15 protein-coding genes and 1 pseudogene are annotated in these 21,348 nt (G+C 72.3%); 13 read left to right on the top strand and 3 right to left on the bottom strand.

Annotated elements, in window-relative coordinates; all coding sequences use genetic code 11:
- Positions 1 to 157: 157 nt before the first annotated feature.
- Positions 158 to 1,287, bottom strand: a pseudogene (locus ABTY15_RS21550) (dihydrofolate reductase family protein).
- A 156-nt stretch (positions 1,288 to 1,443) separates the two neighbouring features.
- On the opposite strand from ABTY15_RS21550, the gene ABTY15_RS21545 reads away from it, so the two are divergent.
- From ABTY15_RS21545 to ABTY15_RS21515, 7 genes are all read left to right on the top strand, one after another.
- Positions 1,444 to 2,259 carry a methyltransferase domain-containing protein gene (locus ABTY15_RS21545; protein WP_350595960.1) on the top strand — a complete coding sequence of 272 codons (816 nt, stop codon included), beginning with the start codon at positions 1,444 to 1,446 and terminating at the stop codon, positions 2,257 to 2,259.
- A gap of 182 nt (positions 2,260 to 2,441) precedes the next feature.
- Positions 2,442 to 3,854 (top strand): DUF4190 domain-containing protein, encoded by a 1,413-nt coding sequence (locus ABTY15_RS21540; protein ID WP_350595955.1) that lies wholly within the window; start codon positions 2,442 to 2,444, stop codon positions 3,852 to 3,854.
- A gap of 113 nt (positions 3,855 to 3,967) precedes the next feature.
- Positions 3,968 to 4,129, top strand: coding sequence for an SPOR domain-containing protein (locus tag ABTY15_RS21535; protein WP_350595949.1), 162 nt, complete (start codon positions 3,968 to 3,970; stop codon positions 4,127 to 4,129).
- Between the two features lie 24 nt (positions 4,130 to 4,153).
- The gene (locus ABTY15_RS21530; RefSeq protein WP_350595942.1) at positions 4,154 to 4,570 is read left to right on the top strand and encodes an NUDIX domain-containing protein; all 417 of its coding nucleotides are present in this window, start codon (positions 4,154 to 4,156) and stop codon (positions 4,568 to 4,570) included.
- A gap of 204 nt (positions 4,571 to 4,774) precedes the next feature.
- On the top strand, positions 4,775 to 7,522 hold the full coding sequence (locus ABTY15_RS21525; protein WP_350595935.1) for a SpoIIE family protein phosphatase: 2,748 nt from the start codon (positions 4,775 to 4,777) through the stop codon (positions 7,520 to 7,522).
- 280 nt (positions 7,523 to 7,802) lie between these two features.
- Complete coding sequence (locus ABTY15_RS21520; RefSeq protein ID WP_502893556.1) at positions 7,803 to 10,364, top strand: SpoIIE family protein phosphatase; 2,562 nt, start codon at positions 7,803 to 7,805, stop codon at positions 10,362 to 10,364.
- Positions 10,365 to 10,460: 96 nt separating this feature from the next.
- Positions 10,461 to 12,263 carry an ABC transporter family substrate-binding protein gene (locus tag ABTY15_RS21515; RefSeq protein ID WP_350595927.1) on the top strand — a complete coding sequence of 601 codons (1,803 nt, stop codon included), beginning with the start codon at positions 10,461 to 10,463 and terminating at the stop codon, positions 12,261 to 12,263.
- Here ABTY15_RS21515 and ABTY15_RS21510 read toward each other — a convergent pair.
- On the bottom strand, positions 12,260 to 12,973 hold the full coding sequence (locus ABTY15_RS21510) for an alpha/beta fold hydrolase (RefSeq protein WP_350595920.1): 714 nt from the start codon (positions 12,971 to 12,973) through the stop codon (positions 12,260 to 12,262). The genes ABTY15_RS21515 and ABTY15_RS21510 overlap by 4 nt on opposite strands.
- On the bottom strand, positions 12,970 to 13,155 hold the full coding sequence (locus tag ABTY15_RS21505; RefSeq protein WP_350595912.1) for a hypothetical protein: 186 nt from the start codon (positions 13,153 to 13,155) through the stop codon (positions 12,970 to 12,972). Before ABTY15_RS21505 ends, ABTY15_RS21510 begins: the two co-directional genes overlap by 4 nt.
- A gap of 257 nt (positions 13,156 to 13,412) precedes the next feature.
- On the opposite strand from ABTY15_RS21505, the gene typA reads away from it, so the two are divergent.
- The 6 genes from typA to ABTY15_RS21475 all read left to right on the top strand — a co-directional run.
- Positions 13,413 to 15,317 carry a translational GTPase TypA gene (gene typA / locus ABTY15_RS21500; RefSeq protein ID WP_350595907.1) on the top strand — a complete coding sequence of 635 codons (1,905 nt, stop codon included), beginning with the start codon at positions 13,413 to 13,415 and terminating at the stop codon, positions 15,315 to 15,317.
- Positions 15,318 to 15,746: 429 nt separating this feature from the next.
- Positions 15,747 to 17,375, top strand: coding sequence for a peptide ABC transporter substrate-binding protein (locus ABTY15_RS21495; RefSeq protein WP_350595898.1), 1,629 nt, complete (start codon positions 15,747 to 15,749; stop codon positions 17,373 to 17,375).
- Between the two features lie 89 nt (positions 17,376 to 17,464).
- Positions 17,465 to 18,409, top strand: coding sequence for an ABC transporter permease (locus ABTY15_RS21490; RefSeq protein ID WP_350595889.1), 945 nt, complete (start codon positions 17,465 to 17,467; stop codon positions 18,407 to 18,409).
- Positions 18,402 to 19,343, top strand: coding sequence for an ABC transporter permease (locus tag ABTY15_RS21485; protein WP_350595882.1), 942 nt, complete (start codon positions 18,402 to 18,404; stop codon positions 19,341 to 19,343). Before ABTY15_RS21490 ends, ABTY15_RS21485 begins: the two co-directional genes overlap by 8 nt.
- A 19-nt stretch (positions 19,344 to 19,362) precedes the next feature.
- On the top strand, positions 19,363 to 20,412 hold the full coding sequence (locus ABTY15_RS21480; protein WP_350595870.1) for an ABC transporter ATP-binding protein: 1,050 nt from the start codon (positions 19,363 to 19,365) through the stop codon (positions 20,410 to 20,412).
- Positions 20,405 to 21,348 (top strand): ABC transporter ATP-binding protein (locus tag ABTY15_RS21475; RefSeq protein ID WP_350595864.1); only part of this gene is annotated, 944 nt, incomplete at its 3' end. The genes ABTY15_RS21480 and ABTY15_RS21475, both read left to right, overlap by 8 nt.

Genomic DNA, 21,348 nt, shown 5'->3' with positions numbered 1-21,348 from the left:
TCCGGGGTTCCTTTACGGTCGGGCCCGCACGGGTGGGTGGGCGTGCGTGGCGGGCCGTTTCAGGGAAGCACGGGCCCCCGGAGGGCGCGGGGCGGGCTGGTGCATTCGCGTGCAAACCAAGCGGTCGGGGGCGACCCGTTCCGCACCGCCCCCCGGCCTAGCCGAGCAGGTGGGCGTTGACCGTGCGGGCCTCCTCGGCGAGCTCCGGCAGCTCGACGACCTCCACCCCGGCCGCCTCCAGCAGGGCGGTGCCCTGGCAGTCGGCGACGAACAGGTCCGGCTCCCGCCAGGCCACCACCACCCGCGGGACGCCCGCCGCGATGATCAGCCGGGCGCACGGGACCGGCCGTGAGGCGCGCTGCCCGCACGGCTCCAGCGAGCTGTAGACGGTCGCCCCGCGCAGCCGTGGGTCGCCCGCCGGGAGCTTGCCGAGGGCCGCCTCCTCGGCGTGGTTGTGCGGGTCGACCTCACGGCTGTAGCCCTCCGCCAGCACCGTGCCGTCGGCGCCGACGATGACCGCGCCGACCGAGAAGGCCGTCTCGGAGGGCGGGCAGCGGCGGGAGAGCTCCACGGCCCGGCGCAGGTGGTCGAGGTCGGTGGTCACGGGGCGGGCTCCTTCGGGGCGTACCTGAGCAGGACGACGTCGTCCACGGTACGTGCCTCCAGCAGGCGCATCCGCCGGGCCGGGCCGCCGGGGAAGGCGGCCGGGCCGACGAACCGCGGCGCCCCCGCCTGGCCCACCAGCAACGGGGCGACGGCCAGCTGGAGTTCGTCCGCCAGGCCCTGGGCCAGGAACTGGGTGTGCACCCCGCTGCCACCCTCGACCATCAGCCGCCGCACGCCCCGGGCGCCCAGGTCGTCCAGCACCGCGCCGAGGTCCACTGCGGCGCCGAGCGCCACCACCTCGGCCAGCCCGGCCAGCCGGGGGCGCAGCGCCGCGGCGCCCGTGTCCGTGGTGTAGGCGAGCTTGGCGCCGCCGGTGTGCCAGAAGCGCAGGTCGGCGTCGAGCGCGCCGCTCGCGCTGAGGGTGACCTTCAGCGGGTACTCCGGGCGGCCGGCGGCGAGCCGGGCGGCCCGGCGCGCGGGGTCGTTGACCAGCAGGCGCGGGTTGTCGGCGCGCAAGGTGTTGCCGCCGACCAGGATCGCGTCGGCGGCGGCGCGTTCGGCGTCGACCCGGTCGAAGTCGGCCGGGTTGGAGAGCAGCAGGCGGTCGGGCGAGGCGTCGTCGAGGTGGCCGTCGAGCGACACGGCGGCGCTCAGCAGGACGAAGGGGCGCTGGCCGGGCATGGCGGGACCGTTCTGTCGGGGGCGCCTCCACGGTACGGCGGCCGGGGGTGGCGCGACCCTCCGACGGTCGAAATGTGAGACGAATCTTCTCGCCATGCGGGACGTCCGGTAGCGTCGGAGGCGTCGCGAAAAGCCGGCCGCACCGAGGGGGATCTCATGACCGGACCGCAGCCCGTCGTCTACACGCACGGCCACCAGGAGGCCGTGCTGCGCTCGCACCGCTCCCGGACGGCGGCCAACTCCGCCGGCTACCTGCTGTCCGAACTGCGGCCCGGCCAGGCCCTGTTGGACGTGGGCTGCGGGCCCGGCACGATCACCGCGGACCTGGCCGGACTGGTCGGCCCCGGCGGTCGGGTGGTGGCGGTGGACTCCTCGGCCGAGGTGCTGGAGCAGGCCGCGGCGTACGTCGCCGAACGGGGCCTGTCCAACGTGGTCTTCGAGGTCGCGGACGTTCACCAACTGAAGTACCGGGACGGCGAGTTCGACGTGGTGCACGCGCACCAGGTGCTGCAACACGTGGCCGACCCGGTGGCGGCGCTGCGCGAGATGCGCCGGGTGACGGCGCCCGGCGGCGTGGTCGCGGCCCGGGACGTCGACTTCGCATCGATGACCTGGTACCCCGAAGTGCCCGCGCTGGAGCGGTGGCTGGAGCTGTACCGGGGGATCGCCCGCGCCAACGGCGGCGAGCCGGATGCCGGCCGGCGGCTGCTGTCCTGGGCCCGCGCGGCCGGTTTCACCGAGGTCACCGCGGGCGCCGGCACCTGGACGTACGCGACGCCCGAGCAGCGCGCCTGGTGGGCCGGGATGTGGGCGGACCGGATGACGGGCACCGGCATCGCCCGGACGGCGGTGGAACGGGGCTTCGCCGACGCGGCCGAGTTGGACCGGGTGGCGGCCGGCTGGCGGGAGTGGAGCGCGGCCGGGGACGGCTGGTTCTCGATGCTGCACGGCGAGATCCTGGCGCGGGGCTGACCTGGGCCGGGGGCGGGTGCCGTGGTCGCGAGGGTGTTCGAGAGGATCGGGTAGAGTCCGCGCGACCGTCCGTGGCGGGCCCGCCACGGCCCGTCCGGCCCGCCCGTTCGGTGGCGGCGCCGACGAGTCGACGAGTCGAACAGCCGAGCTGATGCCCGTACCGGCGGGCCGGGGGAGTCCACGTGTCCAAGCCTGAGTCCGAGGTGCCCGTTCCGGGGCCGGAGTCGCCCGCGCGGACCGTCGTGGCGGATCCGGTGGATCCGAGGGAGGCGGTGGAGGCGGCCCGTCGGGTCGACCTCGACAAGCCGAAGACCCCGACAGGCGGCGCCCCGACGGACGCCGCCCCCGCAGGCACCGCCCCGGCCAACCCGTGGGCGGCCCCCGACCTCGCCGCCCCGCCCGCCGCCCCGGCCGGACCCGTCGGCCCGCCGGTGGCCCCGCCGCCGTCGCTGGCCCCGCCCGCGCCGCCGCACCCGCTGCCCGCCGGGGGCTGGGCCTCGGTGCCGCCCGCCGCGCAGTCCGGCTTCCAGCCCGGCCACCCGTACCCGCCGGGCCCGGCCCCCACCAACGGCTTCGCCGTCGGCTCCCTGGTGACCGGCCTGGTCCTGGTGGCGCCGGTGGCCCTGGTGTTCGGCATCGTCGCGCTGGTCCAGATCAACCGCCGCAAGGAGCGCGGTCTGGGCATGGCGGTGACCGGTCTGGTGCTCGGCGTGATCGGCTCGCTGCTGCTGGCCCTCGGTCTGATCGGCGCCGTCGTCGCCCCGTCCGCGAGCGACCGCCCCGGCCGCGCCCCCAAGGCCCCGGCCGGGTCCGTCGCGTGGTCCGCGCTGAAGTCCGGGGACTGCTACAACACCCCCGACGGCGGCAGCCGGACCGACCCGGAGGGCGGCGACGAGACGCTGTACTGGGTGCGCCGGGTGCCCTGCTCGGCCGCGCACCATGGCGAGGTGGCCGGCACCGCCCGGATCCCGGAGAGCGACGGCCCGTCCTACCCGGGCGAGACCCAGGTGCGCGAGCGCGCCGCCGAGCTGTGCCGCCGGGTGCTCGACGAGTACGCGCTCGACCAGTGGGCGATCCCGGACGGCATGGACGACGTCTACCTCTACCCGACCCCGGGCAACTGGAAGTCCGGCGAGCGGTACGTCACCTGCGCGTTCGAGGACCGCGACGCCCAGCACCGGGGGACTGTCCGCACCGACCGGGGCAGCCTGAACTCCGCCCAGCTGGCCTACCTGGAGGCCGTCCGGGGCTTCAACTCCGCCTACGCGAGCCAGCCGAAGAAGGAGTTCGCCGTCGCGCCGTCGCTCCACCGGGACTGGGCCCGGCAGATGGCGACCGCCTCGCACGCCGAGGCCGAGGCGCTGACCAAGGCCGCGAACCTCTGGCCGGCCGAGGTCGCGCCGAAGGTCGCCGAGCTGGCCGCCGCCCAGCAGGAGGCCGCCACCGCCTGGGACACCGCCGCGGCCGGCACCGACCTGGAGGCCGACATCCGGCGGGCCAGGGCGCTGGTGGGCAAGACCGGGCCGATGAGCGTGGAGATCCGCCGGGCGCTCAACCTCTCCACCGGGGAGCAGGTCCCGGACCTCCGGGTCTGAGCGGGTTACCCGTCGTTAACCGCGCCCGTACCTGCCGGTAGCGATTCGCGCGTAGCGTTCCCAGGACGTATCCCCGGCCCGACCCCCACGCCGGCCGGGGATACCCTCCCGCCATGGGCACCTTCCGGGTGATGCGACAGGACGACAACGGCAACCGCTACCTCGTCGCCAAGGGCCTCGACCGCCCCGAGGCCGAGCGTCTGGCGGCCGAGTACGAGGCACGCGGCCACAAGCAGCTGTACTGGGTCGAGGCCGAGGACAGCCCGGAGCGGTGACGCCGAGGACATAGGGTCGGGGCCATGGACAGGACCGTCGAGAACCCGACCGAGACCCGGATCGTCGTCGGCGGCGCGCTCATCCGCGCGGGCCGGGTGCTCGCCGCCCGCCGCAGCGCGCCCGCGGCGGTGGCCGGGCGCTGGGAGTTCCCGGGCGGCAAGGCCGAGCCCGGCGAGACCGAGGCGCGGGCGCTGGAGCGGGAGCTGCTGGAGGAGCTGGGCGTCCGGGCCCGGGCGCTGGTCCGGCTGCCGGGCACGTGGACCGTCCGGCCGGGCCTGGAGCTGCACTTCTGGGCGGCCGAGTTGCTGGCCGGCGAGCCGCGTCCGCTGGAGGACCACGACGAGCTGCGCTGGCTCGGCCCGGACGAGCTGGACTCCGTCGACTGGATCGAGCACGACCGGGACGTCCTCCCGCACGTCGCCCGGCTGCTGCACTCCTGAGGCCGTACGGGCCGGGCGGGCCGTGACGGCCGTGCGGGGCCGCCGACGCGCCCGGCCCCCGGGTAGGTCAATCGGACAAGACGCCCCGAATGCCGGGATAGCCTGGGCTGTGCTGGGTATGTCACTTTTCGGCACTATTCGTCACGATCGGTGAGCCGCCCCAGCCGGCGCCGCCGATCCCGACCAGAGCCGGAGGCCCCGTCGGTGTCGAGTACCGGGAGCGGCGGCGGGGGAGCACGGCGGACAGGCAGCGCGGGGGGCGCCGCCGCCCGCGCCCGGCTGCGCCGCGGTGCCCGCCCGACCGCCCCGCAGCCGCCGGCCGGCCGCCGTCGGCCGGGTGCCGCCGCCGCCCCCGAGGCCCCGCAGCCCGCCCAGCCGGCCCCCACCCTGAGCGTCCCCGGCCCGGGGGCGCAGCCCGCCCCGCGCAGCCGCCCCGGCCGCCCGTTCCCCGGCGGCCCCTCGGAGCCGCCGCGCGGGCCCGGCACGCCCGCGGAGGGCAGCCTGCTCGACATGCTCAAGGTGGCCATCGCGATCCTGGACACCGCCGGCCGGGTGGTGCTCTGGAGCCCGGCCGCCGAGGAACTGCTCGGCTGGCCGAACGAGCTGCTGGTCGGCCGCCGGATCGAGGAGCTGATCCCGGATCAGGAGCAGGTCGCCCGGATCCGCGCCGCGATCCAGGACACCCTGCGGCACGGCCGCTGGGCCGGGCACGCCGAACTGCGCGACCGGGACGGCGTGCCGGTCGCCGTGGACGCCCGGATCTCGCTGCTGGTGGACGGCGACGGCACCCCGTTCCTCCAGGCCAGCCTGGCCGAGGCGGCCGCCGTCCGGGCCGTCGAGCGGGACCTCGCCGTCCGCGACGCGCTGTTCGAGCAGTCCCCGCTGGGCATCGCCATCCTGGACACCGAGCTGCGCTACACCGCCGTCAACCAGACCCTCGCCGAGATGAACGGCGTCGCCCTGGAGGACCACGTCGGCCGGACCACCGGCGAGACCCTGCCCGAGCGGGCCGCCGACGAGATCACCACCATCCAGCGCCAGGTGCTGGCCACCGGCGAGCCGGTCATCGACGTCACCCTCGCCTCCCCGGTCACCGCGCGCTCCGGCTACCGCTCGATCTCCTACAGCCGGATGACCGACCGCTCCGGCCGGGTGCTCGGCATCTCCGGCACCGTGATGGACGTGACCGAGCGCTACCGGGCCGTCGCCAAGGTCGAGCACGCCCGCCGCCGGCTGTCGCTGCTCAACGAGTTCGGCTCCCGGGTCGGCGACCTGCTCGACGCCTCCCGGATCGCCCAGGAGCTGGCCGGCTCCGTCGTCCCCCGGCTCACCGACCACTCGGCGGTCATCCTGCTCCAGGCCGTCGCCCACGGCGACGACCTGCCCCGGCACGGCCACGACCGCCGCACCTCGCTGCTCCAGCTCGGCACCGCCTCCGTCCAGGACGGCCCCGAGGTCGAGGTGATGCTCCGCCGCGGCGCCCGGATCACCTTCGCCGAGGACTCCGCCTGCGGCCGGGTGCTGCGCACCGGCGTCCCCGAGCTGCTCTCCGGCGCCGATCAGCTCGACGACGTCACCTACCCCGGCGACCCGAAGATGCAGGCCGCCCACGACCTGGGCGTGCACTCGATGCTGGTCGTCCCGCTGCGCGCCCGCGGCATCGTGATCGGCCTGCTGCTGGTCAGCCGGGCCGGCTACCGGGAGGGCTTCGACCGGGACGACCTGGCCTTCACCGTCGAACTCGCCGACCGGGCCGGCAGCTCGCTCGACAACGCCCGCCTCTACGCCCGCGAGCGCACCGCCGCGCTCACCCTCCAGCGCACCCTGCTCCCGCAGCAGGTCCCGCAGCCCACCGGCGTCGAGGTCGCCTACCGGTACGTCCCCGGCAGCAGCGGCACCGAGGTCGGCGGCGACTGGTTCGACGTCATCCCGCTGCCCGGCGACCGGACCGCGCTGGTGGTCGGCGACGTCATGGGCCACGGCCTGCGCGCCGCCGCCACCATGGGCCGGCTGCGCACCGCCGTGCGCGTGCTGGCCGCCCTGGACCTGCCGCCGGACGTCCTGCTGCGGCACGTCCACGAGCTGGCCGACGACCTCGCCCAGGGCCCGGACGAGGCGCTGCTGGCCACCTGCGTCTACGCGGTGTTCGACCCCGGCACGGCGAAGCTGACCGTCGCCAAGGCCGGGCACATCCCGCCGGTGCTGGTGGTGCCGGGCGAGGAGGCCGAGGAGCCGACCCGGACCGGCGGCCCGCTGCCCGGCGGCAGCGGCCGGATCCTCGACCTGCCCTCCGGCGCCCCGCTCGGCGTCGGCGGCGTCCCGTTCGAGGCGGTCGAGCTGAAGATCCCCGAGGGCAGCCTGCTCGCGCTCTGCACCGACGGCCTGGTGGAGTCCCGGGACAAGGACCTCGACGTCGGTCTCGGCCGGCTGATCACCGTGCTCCAGGAGCCGTACGCCTCCATCCAGGCCGCCTGCGAGGCGGTGCTCGACACCATGGAACAGGGCCGCGAGCCGGACGACGTCGCGCTGCTGCTGGCCCGGCTCGGCCACGGCCAGGCCGGCACCCCGACGGCCGGCTGGACGCTGCCCGCCGAGCCCACCGCCGTCTCCCGGGCCCGCCGGCTGGTCCGCTCCACGCTCACCGAGTGGGGCGTCGAGGCGCTGACCGACACCGCCGAGCTGCTGGTCAGCGAGCTGGTCACGAACGCCGTCCGGTACGCCAGCGCCCCCATCGGCGTCCGGCTGACGCTCGGGGAGACCCTGCTGGTCGAGATCTCCGACCCGCTGCCCGACCCGCCCCGGGAGCGGCACGCGGCCGAGGCCGACGAGGGCGGCCGGGGCCTGGAGCTGGTCCGGCGGCTGGCGCTGCACTGGGGCGCCCGGGCCGAAGGGATCGGCAAGGTCGTCTGGTTCGAGCAGGCGCTGCCGGGTAATGAGCCCGTCGAGTCATGAGCGAAGCGGGACGCGAGTAGAACAGGGCCGCATATGCCATCGGAGGCCCGGGGGGAGCGCGCACGCCGGAAGGGGGCGCGGGCGTGGCATTGTGGTTGCGCGGGCGGTAGGACAAAAACCTTCGCCCGATCTGATGTTGTGATGTTGAGGGCGTGTGAACGTACCCCTCGATGATGAATACTCGGTCTTCTCGACATCCGGACGGTCGCGGGTTGGAGGGGTCGGTCCGTTGAACAGCACCCCGGCGCGGAACGCGCCGAGCAGCAGCGGTCATGCCGCTGTGCCTGGGCAGGCCGGCTCCCCGCACCTGCCCACCCCGGCGACCCCGCCGGGCGCAGGGGCCGCGGGTCAGAGCCGAGCCGCCCACCTGGTCGACGCCCACCCCTGGGGCGCCGGGGACCCGGGATCGATCTACGACTACATCAGGGTCGCCACCTTCGCGATCGGCCCCGACGGCCGGATCAGCCAGTGGAGCGAGCGCGCCGCCGACTTCTTCGGCGTCGCCGCCGCCGAGGCCGTCGGCGCCGACCCGATCACCACCTTCGTCCCGCGCGAACTCTGGCAGCGCGGCCGCGCCCGGCTGGAACGCACCCTGGCCGGCGAGGAGTGGGTCGGCACCACCCCCTACCGGGACGCCGCCGGCGGCGAGGGCCTCGCCGAGCTCTACCTGATGCCCGACAGCGCCCTGCCCACCGCCGGGGCCACCTGCCTGGCCGTCGACCTCGGCCGACTGCGCCGGGTGGAGACCGACCTCGCCGCGTCCGAGGCCGTCTTCGGGCAGACGCCCACCGGCTTCATCCTGTTCGACGACCGGCTGCGCCTCCAGCGGGTCAACGACGCCTTCGCCTCCGGGATGGGCCTGGCCCCCACCGACCTCGAAGGCCTCACCCCGCACGACCTCTTCCCGCACTCCGAGGCCGACCGCCTCACCGCCGCCCTGCGCAAGGTCCTCGCCACCGGTGAGGCCGTCTTCGACCTGCGCTTCCACGGCGCCGTACCGACCCGCGAGGGCAACCGGCTCTGGGCCGTCTCGCTGTACCGCCTCAACGGCGCCGCCGGACAGCCGATCGGCGTCGCCGGCCAGGTCTCCGACGTCACCAGCCGGCACGTCGCCGAGCGCGAGGCCGACGGCGTGCGCCGCAACCTCGCCCTGCTCAACGAGGCCAGCGCGCACATCGGCTCCACCCTCGACCTGGAGACCACCGCCAAGGAACTGCTGGACGTCGTCGTCCCGCCGTTCTGCGACCTCGCCACCGTCGACCTCTACACCGCGCTGCTGTCCGGCGAGACCGTCCCCAGCGCCGGCCGGCTCGGCGACACCGTGCTCACCGACGGCAGCGGCGAACTGCGCCGGGTCGCCGTCTCCAGCGTCGTCGGCGGCGCCTCCTCGGTGCTCGGCTCGGTCACCGGCCTGCCGATCGCCGAAGCCGGCGGCACCCTCTGTTACCCGCGCCGCTCCCCGCACGCGCGGGCGCTGCGCACCGGCCGCAGCGTCGTCCCCGAGCCCGGGCCCGACCCGCTGCTGCGCTCCACCCTGATCGTCCCGCTGGTCGCCCGCGACCAGGTGCTCGGACTGGTCCAGCTCTCCCGCGCGATCGGCAGCGAGCCCTTCGACGCCCGCGACGTCGCGATCGCCGAGGAACTGGTCGCCCGCGCCGCCGTCTGCATCGACAACGCCCGGCTCTACCGCCGCGAGCACGAGCGCGCCCTGATCCTCCAGCGCAGCCTGCTGCCCCCGGGCAAGCCGGCTGCCAGCGGACTGGAGATCGCCTGCCGCTACCTGCCGAGCAACAACAACACCGAGGTCGGCGGCGACTGGTTCGACGTCATCCCGCTGCCCGGCAACCGCACCGCCCTGGTCATCGGCGACGTCATGGGGCGCGGCCTGCGCGCCGCCGTCGCCATGGGCCAGCTGCGCACCGCCGTCCGCACCCTCGCGATGCTCGACCTGGAGCCGGGCGAGGTGCTCACCGCCCTGGACGAGATCGCCCGCGGCCTCGGCGACGACTCCGCGCCGGCCGGCCCGCCCACCCCGTACGGCCGGCTCACCTCGACGGCGGACGAGGAGGCCCGCGAGGTCTACCTGGCGACCTGCGTCTACGCGGTCTACGACGCCGTCACCCGGCGCTGCTGGATCGCCAACGCCGGCCACCTGCCGCCCGTCCTGCTCAGCCCCGGCGAGGGCGCCCGGATGCTCGACGTGCCACCCGGCCTGCCGCTCGGCGTCGGCGGCGAGCCCTTCGAGGAGGTCGAGCTGACCCTCCCGGACGGCGCCGTCCTCGGCCTCTACACCGACGGCCTGGTGGAGAGCCGCAAGCACCAGCTGGACGAGGGGCTGCGCGCCTTCCGGGCCGCCCTCTCCGCCGAGGGCAAGGGCCTCGAAGACCTCTGCGACCACGTCCTCGGCGAGCTCAATCCGCACCACGGCGAGGACGACATCGCCCTGCTGATGGCCAAGGTGCACGCCTTCCCCGAGGACGCCGTCGGCAACTGGGACCTGCCGCCCGAGCCCACCTCCGTCGCCAAGGCCCGCGAGTACGCGTGCAGCTGGCTGCTGGCCCGGGGCCTGGAGGAGCTGGTCGACACCACCGAGCTGCTGGTCAGCGAGCTGGTGACGAACGCGCTCAAGCACGGCCGGGGCGAGATCCGGCTGCGGCTGCTGCGCGAGCGCAGCGTCGTCTGCGAGGTCTGGGACGACGGCTACGCCCAGCCGCGGCAACGGCGCGCCCAGGAGACCGACGAGGGCGGGCGCGGCCTGCAACTGGTCAGCCTGCTGGCCGAGCGCTGGGGCAGTCGGCGCACCCCCAAGGGCAAGATCGTCTGGTTCGAGCTGGCGCTGTAGCGGCTCCGGCGGGGGATCGGCCGTCCGGGTGCAGTCACCGGGCGGCCCGCCGTGTCGGCGCGGGCCCGCGCGCCCGGGCGGCGTTCGATGGCCGCCATGCGCGTCCGCCAGCTCACCGCCGCAGCCGCCGCGCTGCTGCTCGCCGCCGGTCTCGGCGGCTGCTCCGACGACCCGGCCCCCGGCCGCACCCCCGCCGCCGCCCCAGCCTCGGCCGACCCCACCACCGCCACCGGCGACGTCCGGCCCGCCGACCGCACCGCCGCCCGGGACGGCGGCACGCTGCGCTGGGCCGTCGACGGCGTCCCGGCCACGCTCAACGTCTACCAGCGCGCGGCGACCGCCGACTCGGCGCTGCTCGCCCACGCGCTGTACCCCTCGCTGTTCCGCCCCCAAGAGCACGGCCGGCTCGCCCCCGACCCGGACTACCTGACCGCCGCCGAATCCACCCCGCCCGGGCAGCAGCCCCAGGTCGTCACCTACCGGCTCAACCCGCACGCCGTCTGGAGCGACGGCACCCCCGTCTCGGCCGCCGACCTCAGCGCCCAGCGGGCCGCCCTCTCCGGCCTGGACCCGGCCTACCGGGGCGCCCACCCGGCCGGGTACGACGCCATCGACTCGATCACCCCGGGCACCGACCCGGGGGAGGTCCGGGTGACCTTCCGGCGCCCGTACGCCGAGTGGCGCTCGCTGTTCGGCCCGCTCTACCCGGCGGCCGAGACCGGCACGCCGGCCGCCTTCAACCGCGCGCTGGCGGGCGGGCCCCACCTGACCGCCGGGCCGTACGCGGTGTCCCGGTACGACACGGAGGGCGGGCGGGTCTCGGTGGTGCGCAATCCGCTCTGGTGGGGCGAACCGCCGAAGACCGACCGGATCGACTTCCTCGCCATGGCGCCCGAGCGCCGGCTGGACGCGCTCGACCAGGACCAGCTGGACATCGCGCCGCTCACCACGGCGGTCGACCGGGCGGCACCGGCCCCGGCGGCCGGCACCGCCACGGCGCCCGCCGCCGCGCCGCCGGCCGTCGTGCCTGAGGCCGCGCCCGAGGCGGCGGCGCTCGCCCTGCGGCGGGCCGAGTCGCTGCCCGGCGTCACCGTGCACCGGGCCGCCGCCGCCTCGCTCACCCAGCTCACCCTCAACGCCGCCCGCCCGCTGCTCACCGACCCGGCCCTGCGGCTCGCCCTCACCCGCGCCGTCGACCGGCGGCGGATCGCCGAGGCCGCACTCACCCCACTCGGCCTGCCCGGCGCCCCGCTCGGCAGCCACCTGCTCGCCGGGGACCAAGAGGGCTATCGCGACAACAGCGCCGCCACCGGCCCGGCCGAGGCCGACCGGCTGCTCGACCAGGTGGGCTGGAAGCGGCGCCCCGGCCGCCCCCGGACCAAGGGCGGAAAGGAGCTCGCCCTCACCCTGCTCGTCCCGGCCGGTTCCACCACCGCCCGGCGGACGGCGGACGCGCTTACCGCCAACCTCGCCGACCACGGCATCGCGGTGGCGACCACGACCGCGCCCGCCGACGGCTTCGTCAAGGACCACCTGGCCGTCGGCGACTACGACCTCGCCCTCTTCTCCTGGCCCGCCGTCACCAGCCCGGCCGGCGAGCAACGGCCCGCCTACGCCAAACCCCGGCCCGACGCCAACGGCGCGCTCGACCCCGGCACCAACTACGCCCGCAGCGGCACCGAGGAGATCGACCGCCTCTTCGACCGCGCCACCGCCGAACTCGACCCGGCCGCCCGCCTCGACCTCCTCCAGGAGGCCGACGCCCGGATCTGGCAGCTCGGTCACTCCGTCCCGCTCTACCAGCGCCCCGAACTGGTCGGCGTCCGCGAGGGCGTCGCCGGCGCCGGAGCCTGGGGCTTCGGCTGGCCCCGCTTCCAGGACATCGGCTGGGGCGGCTAGACCTCGCGGGCGAAGCGGCGGACGGCGTCGGTGAAGGCGGCCGGGTCGTCGAGGTTGGCGAGGTGGCGGGCCCGGGGGATCAGCTCGATCCGGGCCCGGCCGTCCGGGTGGGCGGCGGCGTAGGCCCGCTCCCCGGAGCGGAACGCGGTGTCCTTCTCCCCGTTCAGGATCAGCACCGGCGCCGCCACCCGCCGCAGCGCCCCCGCGTCGAAACGCCCGAGCACCGAGGCCCACGCGGCGGGCAGGGCCTCGAAGCCGTACCCGGTCCGGATCGTCTCCGCCACCACCTGCGGCGGGTAGAGCCGCCGCAGCAGCCGGTCGTTCCACCGGGCCAGCCGCGCGGCCGGGATCCGGGGCACCAGCGAAGCGACCGCCCGGTAGGGGAGCGCCCACGGCCCCTTGGTGTCGACGCTCGCGCCCGCCAGCACCAGCCCGCGCAACCGCTCCGGTTCCCGCAGCGCGAACTCCAGCGCGACGAACCCGCCGAGCGAATGGCCGACCACCAGCGCGGGCCCCCGGCCCAGCCCGTCCACCGCCTCGGCGACCACCGCACAGGCGGCCGTCAGGCTCCACGGCTCGCCCCGCCGCACGCCGTGCCCCGGCAGGTCGACGGCGGCGACCGGGAACTCCTCCCGCAGCGCCGCCAGCTGCGGACTCCACTGCCCGGCACTGAACCGGGTGCCGTGCACGAGGACGATCGGGGTACTCATCGGACGGCCTCCACGGGCTGCTCCAGCATGCGTTCGACACGGGCGATCCGGGCCGTGCCGGCGGACTCCCGGCGGGCCCGGGCGATTGCCTTGCGCGCCTCCTCCGGCCGACCGGCCGCGACGAGGGCGAGGCCGATGCCGAGGAGGGCGGAGGCGAGTTGTCGGAAGACGCGTTGGATCACACCGCGAAGCCTGGCGGAGGGGGGTGGTGGGGGGAGGGCGATGTGATCCAGCTGTGATCTTGATCCCGCCCGACCTGGTCGTTTCTGCTCACCTGGGCGGTTCCCCGTACGATAGGAGGAAGCCGAGGCATGTCCATATGCCCGGCGGGTGGACCGGTAGTAGCAGGCGGAACGGGCGGCGGCGATCAACAGGGATCGCTGGTCGGCGTCTCGCGGCCGGGCGCCGCAACCCACGATTCCGGGAGAATCAGCTAGGCATGCCCACGCGCAACGACATCCGTAACGTCGCCATCGTCGCCCACGTCGACCACGGCAAGACCACCCTGGTCGACGCCATGCTGAAGCAGGCCGGCGCCTTCGCCGCCCACCAGCAGCTCGACGACCGGATGATGGACTCGAACGACCTGGAGCGCGAGAAGGGCATCACCATTCTCGCGAAGAACACGGCGGTCAAGTACCACCCCAAGGACGGCGGCGCGCCGATCACCATCAACATCATCGACACCCCGGGCCACGCCGACTTCGGTGGCGAGGTCGAGCGCGGTCTGTCGATGGTGGACGCGGTCGTCCTCCTCGTGGACGCCTCCGAGGGCCCGCTGCCGCAGACCCGCTTCGTGCTGCGCAAGGCGCTGAGCGCCCGCCTGCCCGTCATCCTCTGCATCAACAAGACCGACCGTCCGGACTCCCGGATCGACGAGGTCATCAACGAGACCTACGACCTGTTCCTGGACCTGGACGCGGACGAGGACCAGATCGAGTTCCCGATCGTCTACGCCTGTGCCCGTGACGGCGTCGCCTCGCTGACCAAGCCGGAGAACGGCACCGTTCCCGCTGACAGCACCAGCCTGGAGCCGTTCTTCTCCACCATCCTGGAGCACGTCCCGGCCCCGACGTACGAGGAGGACGCGCCGCTCCAGGCCCACGTCACCAACCTCGACGCCGACAACTTCCTCGGCCGCATCGCGCTGCTCCGCGTCGAGCAGGGCGAGCTGCGCAAGGGCCAGACGGTGGCCTGGATCAAGCGTGACGGCTCGATCCAGAACGTCCGCATCTCCGAGCTGCTGATGACCGAGGCGCTCACCCGCAAGCCGGCCGAGGTGGCGGGCCCGGGTGACATCTGCGCCGTCGCCGGCATCGCCGACATCATGATCGGCGAGACCCTGGCCGACCCGGAGAACCCGGTCGCGCTGCCGCTGATCACGGTCGACGAGCCGGCCATCTCGATGACCATCGGCACCAACACCTCGCCGCTGGTCGGCCGTGGTGGCTCCGGCAAGGGCGCGGACGCCAAGTCCGGCGCCAAGGTGGACCGCAAGGTCACCGCCCGCCAGGTGAAGGACCGCCTGGACCGCGAGCTGATCGGTAACGTCTCGCTGCGCGTCCTGGACACCGAGCGTCCGGACGCCTGGGAGGTGCAGGGCCGCGGTGAGCTGGCGCTGGCCATCCTGATCGAGACCATGCGCCGCGAGGGCTTCGAGCTGACCGTCGGCAAGCCGCAGGTGGTCACCAAGGAGGTCAACGGCAAGACCCACGAGCCGGTCGAGCGCCTCACGGTGGACGTCCCCGAGGAGCACATGGGCGCGGTCACGCAGCTCATGGGTATCCGCAAGGGCCGGATGGACAACATGTCCAACCACGGCTCGGGCTGGGTCCGGATGGAGTTCGTCGTGCCGTCCCGCGGCCTGATCGGCTTCCGGACCGAGTTCCTCACCAACACCCGCGGCACCGGTATCGCGCACTCGATCCACGAGGGCCACGAGCCGTGGTTCGGCGCCCTGACGACCCGTAACAACGGCTCGCTGGTGGCCGACCGGGCCGGTGTGGTCACCGCCTTCGCGATGACCAACCTCCAGGAGCGCGGCGTGCTCTTCTGCGAGCCGGGCACCGAGGTGTACGAGGGCATGATCGTCGGCGAGAACTCGCGTTCCGACGACATGGACGTGAACATCACCAAGGAGAAGAAGCTCACCAACATGCGGTCCTCGACCGCCGACGTGGCCGAGTCGATCGTCCCGCCGCGCAAGCTCTCGCTGGAGCAGTCGCTGGAGTTCTGCCGCGAGGACGAGTGCATCGAGGTGACCCCGGAGACGGTTCGCATCCGTAAGGTCGTCCTGGACCAGAAGGACCGCGGACGCACCGCCTCGCGCGCCAAGAAGGCGTGATCCAGTCGCTTTGAACGGCCTTTGGCCGAAAGTTCGCCCCCCTTTCCGATGGAGAGGGGGGCGAACTTTTTCAACTACTCCAAGTTGTCGACGCGCGTATAAACGGAATAGCGCTTACCGCAGTCGGGTGTCCGCTGAGCGGACGTGACCGTCCGTCATTCATGACGACTGTCCGTTTAGTGCCTGTCTGGCTATGTCTCATATGTCCGGTTTTCGAAACTTACCGACCGTTCATGTGACCTAATTGAGATCGGCATTGGTCACTTTCGTGTCCGTGGGTGACACATAGTGGGTGACGTCAGGCTCGGGTCAAGGGTTAACGCGCAGGGGTGCGCGCCGAAACCACGAGCGCGGACGGCACGGCGGATCCGGTATCACCCTCCCGCAGTGTCTTCCTCGTTGGATAGTCGATTTCAGGAGGCATCCCCCATGCGCGGTGCAACCACGACCAAGTGGCTTGTCGCGGCTACCGCGATCGCCCTTGCGGCGACCGCTTGCAGCACCAGCTCGAAGAGCAGCGACGACAAGGCCGCGTCCGGCGGCGGCAGCATCGCCGTCCAGCTCGGCGAGCCGCAGCACGGTCTGGTTGGCCAGAACACCGCGGAGTCCGAGGGCAACCAGGTCCTCTACGCGCTGTTCACCGGTCTGGTCGACTACGACCGCAAGACCAACGCGCCGCGTCTGCAGGTCGCCGAGTCGATCGAGACCACGGACTCCAAGGTCTGGACGATCAAGCTCAAGGACGGCTACACCTTCCACAACGGTGAGAAGGTCACCTCCAAGTCCTTCGTGGACGCCTGGAACTGGGGCGCCAACCAGGACAACGCCGCCGAGGGCATGCCCTTCTTCGACAAGATCGAGGGCTCCGACGAGCTGGCCCCGGGCAAGGACAAGAAGCCCACCGTCAAGGAGCTCAAGGGCCTGAAGGTCGTCGACGACAAGACCTTCACCGTCACCCTCAAGGCGCCGTTCTCGCAGTTCAAGACGATGCTGGGCTACAGCGCGTTCTACCCGCTGCCCACCGCCTTCTTCACCGACCCGAAGGCCTTCGGCGACAACCCGATCGGCAACGGCCCGTTCCAGATGGACGGCGCCTGGGAGCACAACAAGCAGATCAAGATCAAGCGGTACGACAACTACGGCGGCACCAAGGCCAAGCTGCAGAACGTCACCTTCAAGATCTACGACAACCTGGACACCGCGTACAACGACCTGCGCGCCGACAACATCCAGGCCACCAACAAGCTCCCGATCTCCGCCATGTCCTCCGTGGCCAGCGAGTTCGGTGACCGCTACATCAACAAGCCGGAGTCGGGCGTCGGTTACATCGGCTTCCCGATCGCCTACAACCCGGCCTACGCCAAGCCCGAGATCCGCAAGGCGATCTCGATGGCGATCGACCGGGAGCAGATCACCAAGACGATCTTCGCCGGCACCCGCGTCCCGGCCTCGGACTTCATCAGCCCGCTGATCAACGGCTACCGCAAGGGCGCCTGCGGCGACGCCTGCAAGTACGACCCGGCCAAGGCCAAGGACCTCTTCACCCAGGCCGGCGGTCTGCCGAACAACACCCTGGAGCTCGGCTACAACGCCGACGGTGGCCACAAGGAGTGGATCGAGGCCGTCGGCAACCAGCTGAAGAAGAACCTCGGCGTCGAGGTCACCTTCAAGCCGTTCGAGAAGTTCGGCAAGATCCTGGACGCCCTGCAGGGCAAGCAGTACCAGGGTGCCTTCCGCATGGCGTGGTCGATGGACTACCCGTCCATCGAGAACTACCTGCGCCCGATCTTCTCGAAGGTCGCCATCGAGAGCGGCTCGAACTACGGCGGTTACGTCAACGACAAGTTCGAGGACCTGCTGAACCAGGCCGACCAGGCGAAGACCGAGGACGAGGGCATCAAGCTCTACCAGCAGGCGGACGACGTCCTGATCCAGGACATGCCGTACATCCCGGTCTACACCTACCAGGCGTCCGCGGCGTACTCGAAGAAGATCAAGAACTTCGACACCGACGCCCAGTCGCGTTACAACCTGGCCGAAGTCGAGCTGGCCGGCTGATCCGGTAGTCAGACGAACGGGGGCGGGCGGGCCGGACCACAGTCCGGTTCCTCCCGCCTCCCTTCCTTGTCCGAAAGTATGGAGGTCTGATGGGCCGCTATGTGATCCGCCGCTTGATACAGGCGATCCCTGTTCTCATCGGTGCGACTCTGCTGATCTACGCACTCGTCCACTACCTGCCCGGTGACCCGGTGCAGGCGCTGGCGGGCGAGAAGCGCGCCGACCCGATCGTGGCGGAGATGATCCGTCAGAGGTACCACCTGAACGACCCGTTCATCGTTCAGTACTGGAACTACATCTCGGGCGTCTTCCAGGGCGACCTGGGCGAGAGCCTGCAGGGTCGCGCGGTGAGCGACCTGATCGGCGACGCGTTCCCCTACACCGTCAACCTCGCCCTGGTGGCCTTCGTCATCGAGGCGGTCGTCGGTGTGGCGGCGGGTGTCATGGCGGCCCTGCGCAAGGGCAAGTTCCTCGACCAGCTGATCCTGATCAGCACGCTGCTGGTCATCTCGATCCCGGTCTTCGTCACCGGCTTCATCCTCCAGCTGGTGCTCGGCGTCCAGCTGAAGAACGACTACGGCATCGACTTCTTCTCGGTCTCGTTCAACGAGGACGACGGTCTGCGCGCCTACCTGCTGCCGGCCTTCGTGCTGGCCTCGCTGTCGCTGGCGTACGTCGCCCGTCTGACCCGCACCAGCCTGATGGAGACCATGCGCGCGGACTACGTCCGCACCGCGGTCGCCAAGGGTCTGAAGCGTCGTCGGGTGATCGGCCGTCACGCCCTGCGCAACGCGCTGATCCCGATCGTCACCTTCCTCGGTGCCGACCTCGGTGGCCTGATGGGCGGTGCGGTGATCACGGAGAAGATCTTCAACATCCACGGCATCGGCGGTCTGCTCGCCCAGGCCGTGTACCAGAAGCAGGGGACGATCATCGTCGGCGTCGTCACGCTGCTGGTGATGATCTACCTCGTGACCACCCTGCTCGTGGACATGCTGTACGCCGTGCTCGACCCGAGGATTCGCTATGAGTGACACCATCACCAAGGACGCCTCGGCCCCGGCCGGGGACAACACCCCGAAGACCGAGCCGGCGAAGAACCAGAAGCCGGAGCGCGTCGCCAGCCTGTGGTCGGACGCGGTCCGCGACCTGCGGCGCAACCCGCTGTTCATCATCGGCGGTGTGCTGGTGCTCGCCCTGATCGTGATCTCGATCGTCCCGGGGTGGTTCACCGACGGCAGCCCGTTCGCCAACGGCGCGTGCGACCTGTCGCACTCGCTGGAGCGTCCGAGCGCCGAGCACTGGTTCGGTTACGACGTCCAGGGTTGCGACAACTACACCCGCACCATCTGGGGCGCCCGCAACTCGATCATCGTCGGCATCCTGACCACCACGCTGGTCACCGTGGTCGGCTCCCTGCTCGGCCTGCTGGCCGGCTGGAAGGGCGGGGTCATCGACTCGATCCTGTCCCGCTTCACCGAGATCTTCTTCTCGATCCCGACCCTGCTCGGCGGCATGCTGATCATGTCGATGCTCGGCAAGGGCAACGCCTACACCGTCTCGCTGGTGATGGCCGTCCTCGGCTGGCCGCAGATCTACCGCATCATGCGCGCCTCGGTGCTGGCCAACAAGAACAACGACTACGTGATGGCCGCCCGCGCCCTGGGCGCCGGCGCGGGCCGGATCACCTTCCGGCACATCCTGCCGAACGCCATCGCGCCGGTCATCGTCGTCGCCGCGATCAGCCTGGGTGTCTACATCGGCGCCGAGTCGGCCCTGTCCTATCTGGGCATCGGCGTCCAGTCCCCGGAGATCTCCTGGGGCCTGATGATCAGTGACGCCCAGGTCCGCTTCCTGGCGGCCCCGCACGTGCTGCTCTTCCCCGCAGCGGTCCTGAGCGTCACCGTGCTGGCCTTCATCATGCTCGGCGACGCGGTCCGCGACGCCCTCGACCCGAAGCTCCGCTGAGAGAAGAGGTGACGACCCGATGACCACCGTGATCGAGAAGAACCAGAAGAGCGGCCGGCTCGAAATCGGCACCCCGCTGCTGGAGGTCAAGGACCTCCACGTGGAGTTCCACACCCGGGACGGCGTCGCGAAGGCCGTGAACGGCGTCAACTACTCCGTGGCCGCCGGTGAGACCCTGGCGGTGCTCGGCGAGTCCGGCTCCGGCAAGTCGGTGACCGCCCAGACCATCATGGGCATCCTGGACATGCCGCCCGGCAAGATCAGCCAGGGCCAGATCCTCTTCCGCGGCCAGGACATGCTGGCCATGAAGGAGGAGGAGCGCCGGCTGATCCGCGGCCAGAAGATCGCGATGATCTTCCAGGACGCGCTGTCCTCGCTCAACCCCGTCATGACCGTCGGCGCCCAGCTGGGCGAGATGTTCCGGGTGCACCGCGGCGCCTCCAAGAAGGAGGCCCGGGAGAAGGCCATCGAGCTGATGGAGCGGGTGCGCATCCCCGCCGCCAGGCAGCGCGTGGGCGACTACCCGCACCAGTTCTCCGGCGGTATGCGCCAGCGCATCATGATCGCGATGGCGCTCTCCATGGAGCCCGACCTGATCATCGCGGACGAGCCCACCACCGCGCTGGACGTGACCGTCCAGGCCCAGGTGATGGACCTGCTCGCGGAGCTCCAGGCCGAGTACAACATGGGCCTGATCCTGATCACCCACGACCTCGGCGTGGTCGCCGACGTCGCGGACAAGATCGCCGTCATGTACGCCGGCCGGATCGTCGAGACGGCCCCGGTGCGCGAGCTGTACGCCAACCCGGCGCACCCGTACACCAAGGGTCTGCTCCGCTCCATCCCGCGCCTGGACCAGAAGGGCCAGGAGCTGTACGCGATCAAGGGTCTGCCCCCGAACCTGCTGAAGGTTCCGGCCGGCTGCGCGTTCAACCCCCGCTGTGACGTCGCCACCGACCTGTGCCGCACGGAGATCCCGAAGCTGCACCAGGTGACCGACAAGGACGGCAAGGAGCTCACGGGCCGCCGCAGCGCGTGCCACCTCTGGAAGGAGACCCTCCATGGCTGAGCCCATCCTGGAGGTCAAGAACCTGGTCAAGCACTACCCGCTGACCCAGGGCATCCTCTTCAAGAAGCAGGTCGGCGCGGTCAAGGCGGTCGACGGCGTCTCCTTCGAGCTGGCGAAGGGCGAGACGCTCGGCATCGTCGGCGAGTCCGGCTGTGGCAAGTCCACGCTGGCCAAGGTGCTGATGAACCTGGAGCGGGCCACCTCCGGCGAGGTGCTGTTCAAGGGCGAGGACATCTCCAAGCTGTCCGGCGCGGCCCTCAAGGCCGTCCGCCGGAACATCCAGATGGTGTTCCAGGACCCGTACACCTCGCTGAACCCGCGCATGACGGTCGGCGACATCATCGGTGAGCCGTTCGAGATCCACCCCGAGGTGGCGCCGAAGGGCGACCGCCGCAAGGCCGTCCAGGACCTGCTGGACGTCGTGGGTCTGAACCCGGAGTACATCAACCGGTACCCGCACCAGTTCTCCGGCGGTCAGCGCCAGCGCATCGGCATCGCCCGCGGCCTCGCGCTCAAGCCCGAGATCATCATCTGTGACGAGCCGGTCTCCGCGCTGGACGTGTCCGTCCAGGCCCAGGTGATCAACCTGCTGGAGCAGCTGCAGAGCGAGTTCGAGCTCTCCTACATGTTCATCGCGCACGACCTCTCCATCGTCCGGCACATCTCCGACCGCGTCGGCGTGATGTACCTCGGCAAGATGGTCGAGATCGGCACCGATGAGGAGATCTACGACAACGCCACCCACCCGTACACCCAGGCGCTGCTCTCCGCGGTGCCGGTGCCGGACCCGGCGGCGCGCGAGAGCCGCGACCGGATCATCCTGAGCGGTGACATCCCCTCGCCGGCCAACCCGCCGTCCGGCTGCCGCTTCCGCACCCGCTGCTGGAAGGCGGAGGAGCGCTGCTCGACCGAGGTCCCGCTGCTGGCGGTGCCCGA

The sequence above is a fragment of the Kitasatospora sp. NPDC097643 genome (assembly GCF_040302625.1).
Lineage (GTDB): Bacteria > Actinomycetota > Actinomycetes > Streptomycetales > Streptomycetaceae > Kitasatospora.
This window is presented reverse-complemented; position numbering and strand designations above follow the sequence as displayed.